The 13,432-nt window shown below is 67.3% G+C and carries 13 protein-coding genes and 1 pseudogene; 6 read left to right on the top strand and 8 right to left on the bottom strand.

Features of this window, described 5'->3' with window-relative positions:
• Positions 1-139: 139 nt before the first annotated feature.
• Together NA4_RS15200 and NA4_RS15195 are read right to left on the bottom strand one after the other, a co-directional pair.
• Entirely contained in the window at positions 140-2,212 is a 2,073-nt protein-coding gene (locus NA4_RS15200) for a glycosyltransferase family 39 protein (RefSeq protein ID WP_067470273.1), read from the bottom strand.
• A 136-nt stretch (positions 2,213-2,348) separates the two neighbouring features.
• Entirely contained in the window at positions 2,349-3,668 is a 1,320-nt protein-coding gene (locus tag NA4_RS15195) for a bifunctional glycosyltransferase family 2/GtrA family protein (protein WP_084497110.1), read from the bottom strand.
• Positions 3,669-3,824: 156 nt separating this feature from the next.
• Between NA4_RS15195 and NA4_RS43250 the strand changes: the two genes are divergently transcribed.
• Together NA4_RS43250 and NA4_RS15190 are read left to right on the top strand one after the other, a co-directional pair.
• Complete coding sequence (locus NA4_RS43250; protein WP_281180016.1) at positions 3,825-3,947, top strand: hypothetical protein; 123 nt, start codon at positions 3,825-3,827, stop codon at positions 3,945-3,947.
• A gap of 69 nt (positions 3,948-4,016) precedes the next feature.
• Entirely contained in the window at positions 4,017-4,739 is a 723-nt protein-coding gene (locus NA4_RS15190; protein ID WP_067470272.1) for a TetR/AcrR family transcriptional regulator, read from the top strand.
• Between the two features lie 181 nt (positions 4,740-4,920).
• Here NA4_RS15190 and thiD read toward each other — a convergent pair whose 3' ends face one another.
• On the bottom strand, positions 4,921-5,766 hold the full coding sequence (gene thiD / locus NA4_RS15185) for a bifunctional hydroxymethylpyrimidine kinase/phosphomethylpyrimidine kinase (RefSeq protein ID WP_067470271.1): 846 nt from the start codon (positions 5,764-5,766) through the stop codon (positions 4,921-4,923).
• 89 nt (positions 5,767-5,855) lie between these two features.
• Here thiD and NA4_RS15180 point away from each other — a divergent pair, with 89 nt between their 5' ends.
• Positions 5,856-6,992, top strand: a complete 1,137-nt coding sequence (locus NA4_RS15180; RefSeq protein WP_067470270.1) for a GTP-binding protein — start codon at positions 5,856-5,858, stop codon at positions 6,990-6,992.
• 205 nt (positions 6,993-7,197) lie between these two features.
• On the opposite strand, the gene NA4_RS15175 is transcribed toward NA4_RS15180, so the two are convergent.
• A complete protein-coding gene (locus NA4_RS15175; protein ID WP_067470298.1) occupies positions 7,198-7,821 on the bottom strand; it encodes an NAD(P)-dependent oxidoreductase in 624 nt (207 codons plus the stop codon).
• Between the two features lie 167 nt (positions 7,822-7,988).
• On the bottom strand, positions 7,989-9,071 hold the full coding sequence (locus NA4_RS15170; RefSeq protein WP_067470269.1) for an epoxide hydrolase family protein: 1,083 nt from the start codon (positions 9,069-9,071) through the stop codon (positions 7,989-7,991).
• 88 nt (positions 9,072-9,159) lie between these two features.
• On the opposite strand from NA4_RS15170, the gene NA4_RS15165 reads away from it, so the two are divergent.
• Together NA4_RS15165 and NA4_RS15160 are read left to right on the top strand one after the other, a co-directional pair.
• A complete protein-coding gene (locus NA4_RS15165) occupies positions 9,160-9,804 on the top strand; it encodes a TetR/AcrR family transcriptional regulator (protein ID WP_067470268.1) in 645 nt (214 codons plus the stop codon).
• Positions 9,805-9,869: 65 nt separating this feature from the next.
• A complete protein-coding gene (locus NA4_RS15160; protein ID WP_067470267.1) occupies positions 9,870-10,277 on the top strand; it encodes a VOC family protein in 408 nt (135 codons plus the stop codon).
• 54 nt (positions 10,278-10,331) lie between these two features.
• Here NA4_RS15160 and NA4_RS15155 read toward each other — a convergent pair.
• From NA4_RS15155 to NA4_RS15145, 3 genes and pseudogenes are all read right to left on the bottom strand, one after another.
• A pseudogene (locus NA4_RS15155) lies at positions 10,332-10,568 on the bottom strand (inositol monophosphatase family protein); the annotation flags it as partial.
• Complete coding sequence (locus tag NA4_RS15150; protein ID WP_067470265.1) at positions 10,565-11,359, bottom strand: thioesterase family protein; 795 nt, start codon at positions 11,357-11,359, stop codon at positions 10,565-10,567. The pseudogene NA4_RS15155 and the gene NA4_RS15150, both read right to left, overlap by 4 nt.
• A gap of 152 nt (positions 11,360-11,511) precedes the next feature.
• Positions 11,512-12,759, bottom strand: coding sequence for a KasA/KasB family beta-ketoacyl-ACP synthase (locus tag NA4_RS15145; protein WP_067470297.1), 1,248 nt, complete (start codon positions 12,757-12,759; stop codon positions 11,512-11,514).
• Between the two features lie 36 nt (positions 12,760-12,795).
• Between NA4_RS15145 and NA4_RS15140 the strand changes: the two genes are divergently transcribed.
• Positions 12,796-13,353: a TetR family transcriptional regulator gene (locus tag NA4_RS15140; RefSeq protein ID WP_067470264.1), complete on the top strand. Its 558-nt coding sequence runs from the start codon at positions 12,796-12,798 to the stop codon at positions 13,351-13,353.
• The last annotated feature ends 79 nt before the right edge of the window (positions 13,354-13,432 follow it).

Below are 13,432 nucleotides of genomic sequence, written 5' to 3'. Positions count from 1 at the left end.
TGCGTAGCCGAGCAGGCGCCGGAGCGTTCGGCGATTCGACGATCGACCGTGCGGCGGCGTCCACCAGTTCTGCGCACGCCACGCCGGTCGCGATGCAGCCCCGGGTTTGCAGGGCTTGCGTCGGGGCCGCATCGCATTGTCAGCGGGTGGCGGTCAGGTCGTACAAGGTGACGCCGTCCACCTGCGTGGCGGTGAAGTTCTCCTGGACCCACTGCGTGATCGGCGCGCTGGGCGAGGAGCTCGAGGAACCGGGACCGCCGCGGCCGCCGCCGACGAAATAGTGGATCTTTCCTTCGGCGACATACTGTTTGAACTGCTCCAGCGTCGGCGACGGGTCGCTGCCGTTGAAGCCGCCGATCGGCATGACGGGGAGTTCGGTGGCCAGCTGCAAACCTGCGGCGCTGTTCGAGCCGATGGCCGCGGCCACCCACGCGTAGTCGCCGCCGTTCTGCTCGAGCAGGGACACGACCTGCGCGCTCGGCTCACGAGCCCCGAGGAGCCCGCCGATTCCGCCGCCATTGGGCCCTGGACCGCCGTCCCCGGTCGCGTCGTCCGGTATTCCCTGCCCGGCCTGCCCATCGGATACCGTGCCCTGCGTTCCCGCGTCCGGCATCGGACCCGACCCCGGCGACCACCCATCCGGCGCTTGCCGGGCACCGGCGCGGCCATTCGTTGCCAGCCCGTCCTGCGGTGGACGGCCCATACCGATCATCACGTCGCCCCACGGCGGTCGATTGCCGTGCATCGCGACGTTCGGCCCAGCCGAGGGGATGGAACCGGCATGCGGGGTGGCGATCGTGTCGACCGCATAGGCGACCGGCCCGGCCAAGCCGGTGAACGCCACCGCGAGCGCCGAGACCACGGCCAGCTTCCGTGGCGCGGGGAAAGCGACGGCGAGCGTCGCGAATACACCGACGATCAGCACGGCCCAGCGCAGCCACGGCTGCCATTCGTTACTGCGGGACAACAGCATCCACGCCGTCGCCGTGGTGAGACCCACCGCGAGCGCCGACGCCAGCCGCACCGTCGGACGGCGGCGCTCCCGCCACAGCAGCACCACGCCGGCGCCGACCAGCGCGGCGACCGCCGGGGCCAACGCGACGGTGTAGTACTGGTGGAAGATGCCTCCCATGAAGCTGAACACCAGCCCGGTCACCAGCAGCCATCCGCCCCAGAGGATCAGCGAGGCGCGCTGCTGATCGGTTCGAATGCTTTTGCTGCGCAGGATGATTCCCACGACAAGCGCGACGAGGGCAGCTGGGATCAGCCACGCGATCTGGCCGCCCTGCGCGGGTTCGAACAGCCGCGTGATGCCGGTGTCGCCCCACATGCCATTGCCTCCGGGCGGAAGTTCGCCGCCGGGCCCGACGCTGCCGCGTTCGTTGCCGTTGAGCCGTCCCAGCCCGTTGTAGCCGAGGGTCAACTCGAGGATCGAGTTCTCGTGCGAGCCGCCGATCCACGGTCGCGACGAGGCGGGCCACAACTCCACCGCCAGCAGCCACCAACCGGCGGCCACCACCATCGCGGCACCCGCCGCGAACAGTTGCACAATGCGTTTGCCGAGCTTCGGCGGACCGGCGATCAGGTAGGTCAGTGCCAATGCGGGCACTACCAGCAGCACTTGCAATTGCTTGGTGAGGAAGCCGAATCCGATCAGCACGCCGGTCAGCACGAGCCAGCGCCAGCGGCCGTCCGCTACTGCGCGCGTCATCGCCCAGGCCGCGGCCACCATCAAGAACACCAGCAGCGCTTCGGGATTGTTGAACCGGAACATCAGCGCCGCGACGGGCGTCACCGCCAGCGCGGATCCCGCGATCAATCCGGCGGCGGGTCCGAACGGCTTGCGCACGGTAGCCCAGACGAGCGCGACCGTAGCCACGCCGAGCAGTACCTCCGGCACCAGGATGCTCCAGCTGTTCAGCCCGAACGCCCGCACCGACAATTCCATCAACCACAGCGAAGCGGGCGGTTTGTCCACGGTGATCGAGTTCGCCGCATCGGACGATCCGAAGAAGAACGCCTTCCACGACACCGAACCAGCTTGCACCGCAGCGGAATAGAACGAGTTCGCCCACCCGTTCGCGCTGAGGTTGCACAGATACGCCACCGTCGTGCCGATCAGAAGCACCGCCAGCGCCGGGTATTCCCAGCGGCGCTCGGGCTTCGGCCGCGGTGCAGCCGCGACCGGTGGTGTAGTGACGGTCGCTGTCACCGATGGTCTCCTTCAGGGGCGAGCGTGATGCGAGCGGACTTGAATGCGAGCTGCGCGAGAGCTCTCCGGGGCGGTCCGGCGAGCCCAGGGACAGCGGGTTGTCCGGCCGCGCCTGGTTGCGTAGGGCGTGTTGCTGTCACTGCTGGTCTCCTCCTCGGTCCACACCGATGGGCTTCGAGGGGGCCGCAGCCTTCGCGCCGGGCCCGGCCTGCGCAAGGCCAGAGGCGCGGCGTTCGGCCGTTCCCGCACTATCGCGGAACACCCACCGCAGCCCGACGAACCGCAACAGCGTCGCCACCAGATTGGCCAGTACCAGCACGGACAGCTCCAGATGCACCGCGGCGCCCGGCGCCCACTGATGCAGCGCGAACAGCGACCCACTGGTGAGCGCCAACCCGATCCCGAAAATCACCAGACCTTGGAATTGGTGCGCGACGACCCCGGTCGAGCCGCGCACCCCGAAGGTGAACGCCCGGTTGGCCGCGGTGTTCGCCACCGCCGTGATCAGCAGCGCCGCGAAGTTCGCCACCTGCGCGCCGGTGAACGGTTGCAGCACGACATACAGCAGCAGATAGGCCAACGTGCTCAGCACGCCGACGATCGCGAACCGCACCAGCTGTCCCACCATGCCCAGCGGCACACCGGGCACCAGCGGTTCCCGGCCCACCGCCCGGCGCAGTTCCTCCAGCGGCAACGCGCCGGTCGCCAATGCCCGTCCGAGCCGCCAGATGCCGCGCAGATCTTTGCGCGCGGTGTCGATGATGTCGACCCTGCTGTCCGGGTCGTCGATCCAGTCCACCGGCACCTCGTGGATGCGCAGCCCGACCCGTTCGGCGAGTACCAGCAACTCGGTGTCGAAGAACCACTCCCCGTCGCGGACCAGCGGCAGCAGGCGACGCGCCACGCCCGCGCGCATTGCCTTGAATCCGCACTGCGCGTCCGAGAAGTGCGCTTGCAGTGAAGCTTTCAGCAGCAAGTTGTAGCAGCGGGAGATGATCTCACGCTTCGGCCCGCGCACGACGCGGGAGGCGGAGTCGAGCCGAGTGCCGATGGCCAGGTCGGAATGTCCCGTGATCAGTGGTGCGACCAAGGGGAGCAGCGCGTTCAGGTCCGTGGACAGGTCGACGTCCATATAGGCGACCACCTGCGCGTCGGAGCGTTCCCACACCGCCCGCAGCGCCCTGCCGCGGCCCTTGGCAGCCAGGTGCACTACGCGCACGTCGGACAGGTCCTCGGCGAGCAGCTGTGCGACCTGGAGCGTGTCATCGGTGCTCGCGTTGTCGGCGATGGTGATGCGCGCCGGGAACGGGACCCCGTCGCGCAGATAGGCGTGCAACCTGCGCACGCACATGCCCAGGTCGGTCTCTTCGTTGTAGACGGGTATCACCACGTCCAGCACGGGCGACCCCGTGTTCTCGGTTCGTTCCGTCGCCGCGACGGTCACAGTCTCGGTCATGCGCACAACCCTCGACGCCGACGCTGGTGCGAAGCTGGGCCCGAGCTGTGAGCTTGCTGGGGGTGGAGCACAGCTGTGATGTGCCTGTGGCAGGCCGACATAGCGTACGGTCGAGGACAGCGGGACCACTCAGGTTCTCGGAACAAAGGACCACGATTGTCCGACAAATCTCCGCGCAGTTCGATGTCCAAGAAGTCCGGCAAATCCATCAAGGTAAAGCGAGCGGAGAAGAAGGCGAAGGCCGCAGGCGATAGCGGCGCCGACCCCAGGAAGCGCTGAGCGAGGCCGACTACACCGCTGACGGCCGGGTATCGGTACCGGTGGTAGCGGGTAGCATCCGCATTCGTGATGCGTAGCGGCCCGAGACCAGACGAGGCGTCGCGCAAGCGTGTCGACGCTCGCTCCGAGCGATGGCGCGAGCATCGGCGGAAGGTCCGCGAAGAGTTCGTCGACGCGGCATTCCGTGCGCTCGACAAGCACGGCCCCGGCGTCAGCATGGGTGATATCGCCAAGGAGGCGGGCGCGGCCAAGCCGAAGCTGTATCGCCACTTCGAGGACAAGGCCGATCTCTACAACGCGATAGTCGGCCGGATCCGCGACATACTGTGGGAACGGATCACGGCCAGTTTCGACCTGACCAACGATTCGGCCGGCGAACTCGTCCGCCGCGGGGCGTCCGAATATGTGCTGGTGGTGTCACAGCACCCGAACATCTTCCGGTTCATCCTGCACAGCCACTTCGCGCAACGATCCGACGAGTCCGCCCGCGCGGTGCAATCGGCCAGGCAGTCCGCGAAGCGCGCCGCCGAGCTACTCGCGGGGGCGTCCGGCGACGAGTCGGTGCCGATCGCGAGCGCGGAACTGGTCATCTATTCGATTTTCGGGGCGGTGGCCTCGGCCACCGACTGGTGGCTCGGCGCGAACCGGCTGGAGACACCGGCCATGCCGATCGAGCAGTTCGTCGCCTACCTCGCCGAGACCATCTCCGCGCTGGTGGCGGCGAACGCACGGCTCAACGGCATCGTTATCGATGCCGGCCGTCCGCTGCACCTTGCCGTTTCCCGTAGGTGACCGTGGCGCCGCCCGGGCGGACGCCGAGGCCGGTTGTCGCATACACGCTGAACGCCGTTGTTCCGATTGCCTTCACCGTTGAAGCCACCTGTGTTCTGCGACGCCCTCAGTATCGCAGTGCCCACCGACAAGAAATAGTGCTGTGCGGTGATGCCGGAAATCGAACTGAGCGGTGGGCTGGTCAGTTCTCGGTCAGCCGCCACAGCGGGGATACCGGCCCGTGGCCCGCGCCGAGATCGTAGGACGCGGCGAGGCAGCGGTAGGTCCACTCCTTGGCGAACTCCACCGCCTCGGGAACCGAATAGCCGTGCGCCAGCGCGCAGGCGATCGCGGCGGCCAGCGTGTCTCCGCCGCCGTGGTCGTTGCCCGTCGCGATGCGCGGCGCGGAGAACTCGAGGAACTGCTCGCCGTCGAACAGCAGATCTGTGCTGTATTCGGAGGAGCGCAGGTGCCCGCCCTTGACGATCGCCCATCGCGGCCCGAGCTTGTGCAGCGCCTCGGCCGCGCGCCGCGCCGAATTCTCGTCGTCCACTTCGAGGCCCGTGAGCAGCCTGACTTCGTCCAGGTTGGGCGTGACCACGGTCGCGAGCGGAATCAAGGTGTTGCGCAGCGCGTCCAGCGCTTCGATGTGCAGCAGCGGATCGCCGTGCATCGAGGCCGCGACCGGATCGACGACCAGCGGAATGTGGCCGTCGCGGCCGATACCGACCTCCTGACACACCGCCGCGACCGCCTCGATGATCGCGGTGGAGGCCAGCATGCCGGTCTTGGCTGCGCCCGCGCCGATATCCCCGACGACCGCGCGCACCTGATCGGCCACGATCTGCGGCGGAATCTCATGGAAGCCGCTGACCCCCACCGAGTTCTGCACGGTCACCGCCGCCACCGCCACCAGTGCGTGCACTCCGCACAGCGCCATGGTGCGGGTATCGGCCTGGATTCCGGCGCCTCCGCCGGAATCGGTACCGGCAATGGTGAGCGCCCGGACGGGGGTCTGCCCCTCGGCGGGCAATGGCAGCAGTTTCACGCCACAAACCCTACGGCGGTCCCGCCGCGTCGCCATCGCCAACCAGAACCCGCGCGGCGACAGCAAATGAAAATCGTTATCATTAGGGCATGAACTCCGATCTGCTTCCCGTCACTGTGCTGTCCGGCTTCCTCGGTGCGGGCAAGACGACGCTGCTCAACCACATCCTCGCCAACCGCGAGGGCCGCCGGGTGGCGGTCATTGTCAACGACATGAGTGAGGTGAACATCGACGCCGCGCTGGTCGCGGGACAGGGCCACCTCGATCGCACCGAGGAGAAACTGGTCGAGCTGACCAATGGCTGCATCTGCTGCACACTGCGTGAGGACCTGATCGAGGCCGTCGCCAGGCTCGCCCGTGAGGGGCGGTTCGACCAACTGGTGATCGAGTCGACCGGTATCTCCGAACCGATGCCGGTGGCCGCGACCTTCGACTGGGAGTTCGAGGACGGATTCCGGCTCGGCGATATCGCGCGCCTGGACACCATGGTGACCGTGGTCGACGCTTCGACCTTCCTGGCGGAGGTGGCGCGGGGGCAGGCGTTGGCCGAGCGGAACCTGCAAGCCGGGGACGGCGACGCCCGAACGATCGCCGATCTACTCGTGGACCAGGTGGAATTCGCCGACGTTTTGCTGGTCAACAAGACCGACCTGGTCGGCGCCGCGGCGGCGGGTGCAGTGGAAGCGACGGTGCGCAGGCTCAATCCGCGCGCCCAGGTGCTGCGCACGAGCAACGGCGTTGTCGACTTGGCGGAGGTGCTGGACACCGGCCGCTACAACCCGTTGGTCGCGGCCGAAGCCGAGGGATGGACGGAGGAACTCGCCGGTGGGCACACGCCCGAGACCGAGGAGTATGGCATTCGCAGCCTCACCTACACCGCCGACCGGCCGTTCCATCCACTGCGCTTGTCCGACGCGTTGGACCAGCTGCGCGGTCTGCTGCGCAGCAAGGGGTTCTGCTGGATCGCGAGCCGGTCTACGCTGGCCGCGGTCTGGTCGCAGGCCGGTCCGAACCTGGTCTTCGAACCCGCCGCTTGGTGGTCGTCGCTAGAGGTGCCGCCGGGGCAGGAGATCGTCTTCATCGGGATCAAGCTGGATTGCGACGCGGTGCGGGCTTTGCTGGACGCGGCCTTGCTCACCGACGCGGAGTTCGCCGAGGGGCCGGGCGCATGGGCCGAGTATCCCGACCCGTTTCCGGCGTGGGGCGAACTGCACGAGCACGCCTGAACTACGTTGGGCGCAATGGATGCGGCCCACGCCCGGAATTCGGGACGTGGGCCGCAAGCGCTCTAGTCCTTCCGCCGAGCGGGACTCTGTGGTCGCGGCCCGCTTCCTGCCGGACCGCTCTCGACTACGCTTGGCGCTCGGCTCCGTCATGCGCGCTGTGTCGATAATTCGCTCACTCATACTGCCGCCGCATGGCGCGCTGTTCTCAGTTGGAGATGCCGGGCGCCCGGTGGAGGTAGGTCGTGTCGGTCAGCTGCTCGATCATGAAGTCCGCGATGTCGGCGCGGGCGATTTTCAGGGCCAAACCATGCTCGTCCGCCGGGAACCCACGCCGGTAGGTGCCGGTGCGGGGTCCATCGGTGAAGGCGCTCGGCCGCACGATGGTCCAGTCCAGGCCGCTGGCCCGGACGTACTCCTCCTGCCGGACATGGTCGGCGTAGGCCGGACGCAGCAGCAGCCCGAACATCACGTACTTCCACAGGAAGTTCAAGTTGCCCTTGCTGTCGCCGACACCGAGGGTGGTTTGGCAGATCAGCCGCTTGACGCCGGTGCGGTTCATCGCCTCGATGATCGCTTTGGTGCCGCCCGCCCGCACGACGCCCTTGCGGCCGGCGCCGAGCGAGATCAGCACCGCGTCCTGCCCCTCCACCGCACGCTGCACCGAGTTCGTGTCCAGCACGTCACCTTCCACCACGCGCAGCCGCACGTGCCGCTGCCCGACGCCTGCCGCGTTGCGGGTGAACGCCGTCACCTCGTGCCCCTCCTCCAGTGCCCGCTCGACGACGAGACGCCCGACGGTACTGGTGGCTCCGAAGACCGCGATTTTCATGATGTCCCTCTCCTTGTTCGAAAGCTGTTGCGCTGTTTGGTGAATCCAGTACATCAGCGGGAAGCGAGACGAACCATGGCCATGAGTCTCGATGGCATAAGCGACTGTCTCGAGCGTTGGCCTGCGCGAAGACCGCCGCCCACACCGGGCGGCGGCCGTCGTGCCGGTCAGCGCAGCTTCGCGAAGAACTCCGTGATCTCCTGCGCCATGAGTTCGGGTGCCACATGGTGCAGGTAGTGGGTGAAGACGTCGTGCGTCCGCCAGGACACGATGTTGTGGTCGCGTTCGGCGAAGCGCCGGATGCCGTGGAAATCACCGGCGGAGCCGGAGAGCGCGAGCGGCACCGTGGTGGGGCTGGTGGGGCGTTCGGCCTTGTCCTTCTCGAAGTAGTGCCGGATCGCCGAACCCGCGGTGCCGGTCAGCCAGTGGATCGCGATGTTGGTGAGCACGAAATCGTCGTCCAGGTCCGCTCCGAGCAGCTGGCCGTTCCAGCCGACCAGTCCGGCGGGCGAGTCCATGATCGCGTGCGCCAGCGTCTGCGGCTGCTGGGATTGCAGGATGTTGAACCCCATCTTGTGCTTGGCGAACCAGTCCAGGGTGGCCAGCGCCTGCTGCTCGTCTTCGGTGAGGTCGGCCAGCTCGGCCGGATCGCCGGACGGGAACGAGTACACCTGCGCGACGTGCACGCCCACCACGTTGTCCGGCGCCACTCGGCCGAGCTCCGGCGAGATCATCGCTCCGCCGTCGTTGCCCACCGCGCCGTAGCGGGTGTAACCCAGTCGTCGCATCAACTCCGCCCACGCGCGGGCGATCCGGGCGTCGTTCCAGCCCGCCTCGGTGGTGGGGCCGGAGAATCCGTACCCCGGCACGGACGGGATCACCAGATCGAATCCAGCCGCGGTGAGCGGCTCGATAACGTCGACGAACTCGACGAAGGTACCCGGCCAGCCGTGCGTGAGGATCAGCGGAAAGGCGTTGTCCTGCTCGGCTTTCACGTGCAGGAAGTGGATGTTCTGGCCATCGATCTCGGTGGTGAACTGCGGGTGGGCGTTCAGCGACGCCTCGACCGCGCGCCAGTCGAATCCGTCGCGCCAGTAGTCGACCAGGTGACGGACGCGCTCGACGCTCACCCCGTAGCTATCGCCCGATCCCGGGATCTGCTCGGCCCAGCGTGTGCGGGCCAGCCGGTCGCGCAGGTCGTCCAGGTCGGCCTGGTCGACGTCGATGCGGAAGGGGGTGATCGCGGTCATGTCCTGCTCCTCAGTGAAACGGAATGCTCTGTTCTGTTTCAACAGTAACAGAACGGAGTATTCCGTTTCAAGTGTTACCCTTGGACTCATGCCGAAGACATCCGACGTCCCAGCTCAGAAGGGCCTGCCCGGCCGCAAGGCGCAGGCGGCCCGCAACGACGGACTGATCCTGGAGGCTGCCCGCGCGGTGTTCCTCGCCGACGCCTCGGCCCCGATCTCCGCTGTCGCGGACCGCGCCGGCGTGGGGATCAGCGCGCTCTACCGCCGCTATCCGAGCAAGGAGACGCTACTGCGCACGCTCTGTTACGAGGGCCTCCGCCGGTACAACGCGGAAGCCGATGCGGCGCTGGAGGATTCGGACGGCTGGCGCGGCCTGGTCGGCTTCTTGGAGCGGGTGGTCGACGCGGACGTGCACTCGCTCGCCGTGCATCTCGCGGGCACCTTCATCCCAGACGAATCCATCCTGCCGGACGTCCAGCACTCCGGACAGGTGACCGAGGAGATCGTGCGCCGCGCCCATGCCACCGGCAAGCTGCGTCCGGACGTCACTCCGCAGGATCTGGCACTGATCCTGGAGTCCTGCGCCGCCATCGCGCTACCGAACCGGGAACGCACCGTCCAGCTGCGCCGTCGCGTGCTCGCCATGCTGGTGGCCGGGCTCGGCGCGAACGGTGACCTGCCCGGCCCCCCTCCCGCGCCGGACGAGTTCGCCTGGCGCTGGGCGCGGCGATGAATTTCGCGGCGTGAACGCGTCTGCACTGGTACGAATACCGCTGTCCGCCCCCGAAAGGATGCGCCATGAACTGGACCCTCGAGGTAGTGATCGTGCCCGTGTCGGATATCGACCGAGCCAAGGAGTTCTACGCGGAAAAGCTGGGCTTCGCCGTCGACCACGACACCAAGATCGGCGATGACGTCCGCATCGTGCAGTTCACCCCGCCCGGTTCGGGCTGCTCGATCGTCATCGGCACGGGCGCGGTGCCGGACATGGAGCCCGGCTCACAGCAAGGCCTGCAACTGGTGGTCAACGATTTGCTCAGGGCGCACAAAGAACTGGTCTCCCGCGGCGTCGAGGTGACCGAGATCCAGGTCCTGGGCGAGAACCCGACCCCCATGCCCGACCCGCTCGACAACGTCGGTTTCTTCTTCTTCACCGACCCCGACGGGAACGGCTGGGCCGTCCAGCAGATCTCCACCCGCCCCTGAGCAAACCCTCGGGGTCAATTGCCGGTGCAAACCAGGTCCTGGTTGTGCCGTTGATCAGTGGATCGATTTGTTGATCAGATTCACGAATTCGTCGGCGACGGCGGAAGATGCGGCGATGGTGTCAGGAGAGTCGAGACTGTGCCGCCGGGAGGTCGAGTCGACGACGGTAGCGCCTGCTTCGCGGGCGATGACCACACCAGCGGCCGTATCCCAGGGCTTATTGGACAGCATGACGCAGGCATCGGTCCGTCCCTCGGCGACCCACACGAGATCGAGGGCGGCTGAGGCTATCGGGTGCCGAGGAATAGGGTTTGTGTGCTGCGGCCCAGTGGGCCTTTTTCGTCATACAGCGACGATTCGGCCATGCCTATGCCGTGGGGTTGGGGATAGGTGACGGCGTCGAGGCAGACCCATTCGCCCGCTGGCTGACGATGCAGCGTCACGGTCAAATCGGTGTTGATGAACAGGTATTTCGACCAGTCCAGCACCGCGCTGACGCCATTGCCGGAATCGGCGGCCGCGAGAGTACGTTCCAGCGGGCTCGGATCGGTACCCGCGACGATCGGGTGTTTGAGCCTGATCCAGCAGATGGCCGGGCCCGGTTCGGTGAAAGTGCCGCTGACGAAGCGGTATTCGATGGCGGTATGGAAACCGACGGGTTGGGCGGAGGGGAACTGTGCTGGAACCGATGCCTGTTCGGGTCCTGGGCGCACCCCGGTGGGCACGAAGCGTTCCGGTACCGGCAATTCCGGCTCGGCGAGCTTGAATCGCCAGGCATTCGCCCGCATCACCGGCCCGCGATCAGTGGAGAGCGTGGCCTCGATCAGCTCGACGCTGCGGCCGGGGCGGGCGACGCGGGCCGTCGCCGTCAGCGGTACCAGCGGCACTGGGCCGAGGATTTCGACCGCGACGCGCCCGACCTGAAACCCGGGCCGCGGCTCGCACCGTTCGATCACGTGACCGAGCAGCGCGGAGGGCGGCCCCGCATGCTGGGCGTCCGGCGACCAGGGGCCGCGGGTGAGTTCGGTGGAGAGGAACCGATCCGAGTGCTCCGGATCGGGCAGATAGAATGCGTCGCTCACGACATCGCCTCGCCGGCGCTCGGCTGCGTCGCGCGCGAGAGCGCGCTGTGTCCTCGGTTCGCTCGCTGACGCTCACTCACGTCGTTGTCCGTTCTTTGGGACGATCGGTCTGTTATGTATCGACTGTAGCCCGCATCGCTAGCGGGGTACGGTCAGACCCGGCCGAACGCGAGGGCGACATTGTGGCCGCCGAACCCGAACGAGTTGTTCAGCGCGAAGTCGATGCGCTGGGGCCGCGCTGCGTCCGCGACGATGTCGAGATCGATCGCCGGGTCGCGGTTGTCGAGATTCAGCGTGGGGGGAACGACTTGGTCACGCAGGGTAAGCATGGTGACAAGAGATTCCAGGGCGCCGACGGCTCCGATCGAATGCCCTAGCGCGGATTTGGGAGCGTAGACCGATGCGTCGGGGACGACGGATGTGATCGCGTTGGCTTCCGAGGCGTCGCCGATGGATGTCGACGTGGCGTGCGCGTTGACATGCTGGATATCCGAAACCCGCAATCCCGCGGTCTGGATGGCCTTGCGCATGGCTCGGGCGGCGCCGATGCCCTCCGGTTCGGAGGCGACGATGTGATAAGCGTCCGACGTGATGCCCGCACCGAGCACCCTGCCGTGCACGGTGGCTCCGCGGGTCCGTGCATGTCGTTCGGACTCGAGCACCAACAGGGCGCCCGCTTCGCCGAAGACGAAGCCGTCGCGGTCCCGGTCGAAGGGACGTGAGGCGCGTTCCGGTTGGTCGTTACGGGTGCTCATGGCGCGCATCATGGCGAAGCTCGCGATGGGCACGGCATCGATATGCCCTTCCACCCCGCCCGCGACCACCACGTCCGCCTCGCCGGTCGTGATCAGTCGCCACGCGTGCGCGATGGCTTCGGAACCAGACGAGCAGGCCGAGACCGGCGCGAAAACACCTGCTCTGGCCCCGATCTCGAGTCCAACGGTGGCGGCGGGCCCATTCGGCATCACCATGGGCACCGACATCGGCGACACCCTGCGGTACCCGCCCTCGCGCATCGCGTCGACTGCAGCGATGAGCGCGTCGCCGCCGCCGAGTCCGGTCCCGATGGCCACGGCCAGCCGCGCACCATCCACCTCGGGTGCGCCCGCCGAGCGCCAGACCCGGCGGCCGAGCACCAGCGCCATCTGCTCGACGTAGGAGTGGCGGCGCTGTTCGATCCGGGTCAATTCGGCGCCGGGGTGTGACTTCAGCTTTCCGCCGATCCGGACCGGCAGGTCGTACTCGGCCACGAAATCGTCATCGAGCACACCGATCCCGCTGCGTCCCGCCAGCAGTTCGGACCAAGTCGTGTCCATGTCGTCGGCGAGTGACGTGGTGGCCGCGTATCCGGTGATCACGACCGAACTCCGAGTTTCTGAAGCGATTGTTACAGTCGCGATGTCATGAATACCTGTACCAGTCGCTACAGTCAACTCATGGCCCGCCCTCTCGACCACGCCAAACGCGCCGAACTCCTCGCCGCCGTCGTGCGCTACATCGCCGATCACGGCCTCGTGGACCTGTCGCTGCGGCCGCTGGCCGCCGAACTCGGCACCAGCTCGCGCATGCTGATCTACTACTTCACGACCAAGGAAGAGCTCCTGGTCCAGGCGCTGGCGACCCAGCGCCCCGACATCACGGCCCTGTTCGCCGACATCACCGACGCGGCCGAACTCCGGGAACGGCTGTGGGATTTCTGGACCGCCAACACCTCGGGTGCGGGCGTCACGAGCGTCAAGGTGATGCTCCAAGTCCTCGGTGCGGCCTGTGTGCCGCGCAGTCCGTATATGGACTACGCCACCGCGGCCATCGCCACGTTCATCTCGGCACTCACCAGCGGGCTGCGCCGTCTGGACGTCGCCGACGATCCAGAAGTGGTAGCTACCCTGCTGGTCTCGGGTCTACGCGGCATACTCCAGGATCGAGTGATCACCGGCGAGGTCGAGCGGACCGATCGTGCCGCCCGGCGTCTGAGCGACCAGATGCTCCGCTAGCGTGCGGCAGTGCCTCGCATGTCTCGATGGAAGTCTGAACCTGTGGCTGCTAGGGCGGATCCCGGCATGGTCGCCGATG

This window comes from Nocardia amamiensis NBRC 102102 (assembly GCF_001612745.1).
In the GTDB taxonomy this organism is placed as follows: Bacteria; Actinomycetota; Actinomycetes; order Mycobacteriales; family Mycobacteriaceae; genus Nocardia; species Nocardia amamiensis.
Note: the sequence above shows the minus strand (reverse complement) of the source record. Positions and strands in the feature narration are given on the sequence as shown.

Coding starts and splice junctions, on each gene's coding strand:
- NA4_RS15195 (WP_084497110.1), bottom strand. CDS start 3,668: ATGACCGAGACTGTGACCGTCGCGGCGACGGAACGAACCGAGAACACG.
- NA4_RS15190 (WP_067470272.1), top strand. CDS start 4,017: ATGCGTAGCGGCCCGAGACCAGACGAGGCGTCGCGCAAGCGTGTCGAC.
- NA4_RS15180 (WP_067470270.1), top strand. CDS start 5,856: ATGAACTCCGATCTGCTTCCCGTCACTGTGCTGTCCGGCTTCCTCGGT.
- NA4_RS15175 (WP_067470298.1), bottom strand. CDS start 7,821: ATGAAAATCGCGGTCTTCGGAGCCACCAGTACCGTCGGGCGTCTCGTC.
- NA4_RS15170 (WP_067470269.1), bottom strand. CDS start 9,071: ATGACCGCGATCACCCCCTTCCGCATCGACGTCGACCAGGCCGACCTG.
- NA4_RS15165 (WP_067470268.1), top strand. CDS start 9,160: ATGCCGAAGACATCCGACGTCCCAGCTCAGAAGGGCCTGCCCGGCCGC.
- NA4_RS15160 (WP_067470267.1), top strand. CDS start 9,870: ATGAACTGGACCCTCGAGGTAGTGATCGTGCCCGTGTCGGATATCGAC.
- NA4_RS15140 (WP_067470264.1), top strand. CDS start 12,796: ATGGCCCGCCCTCTCGACCACGCCAAACGCGCCGAACTCCTCGCCGCC.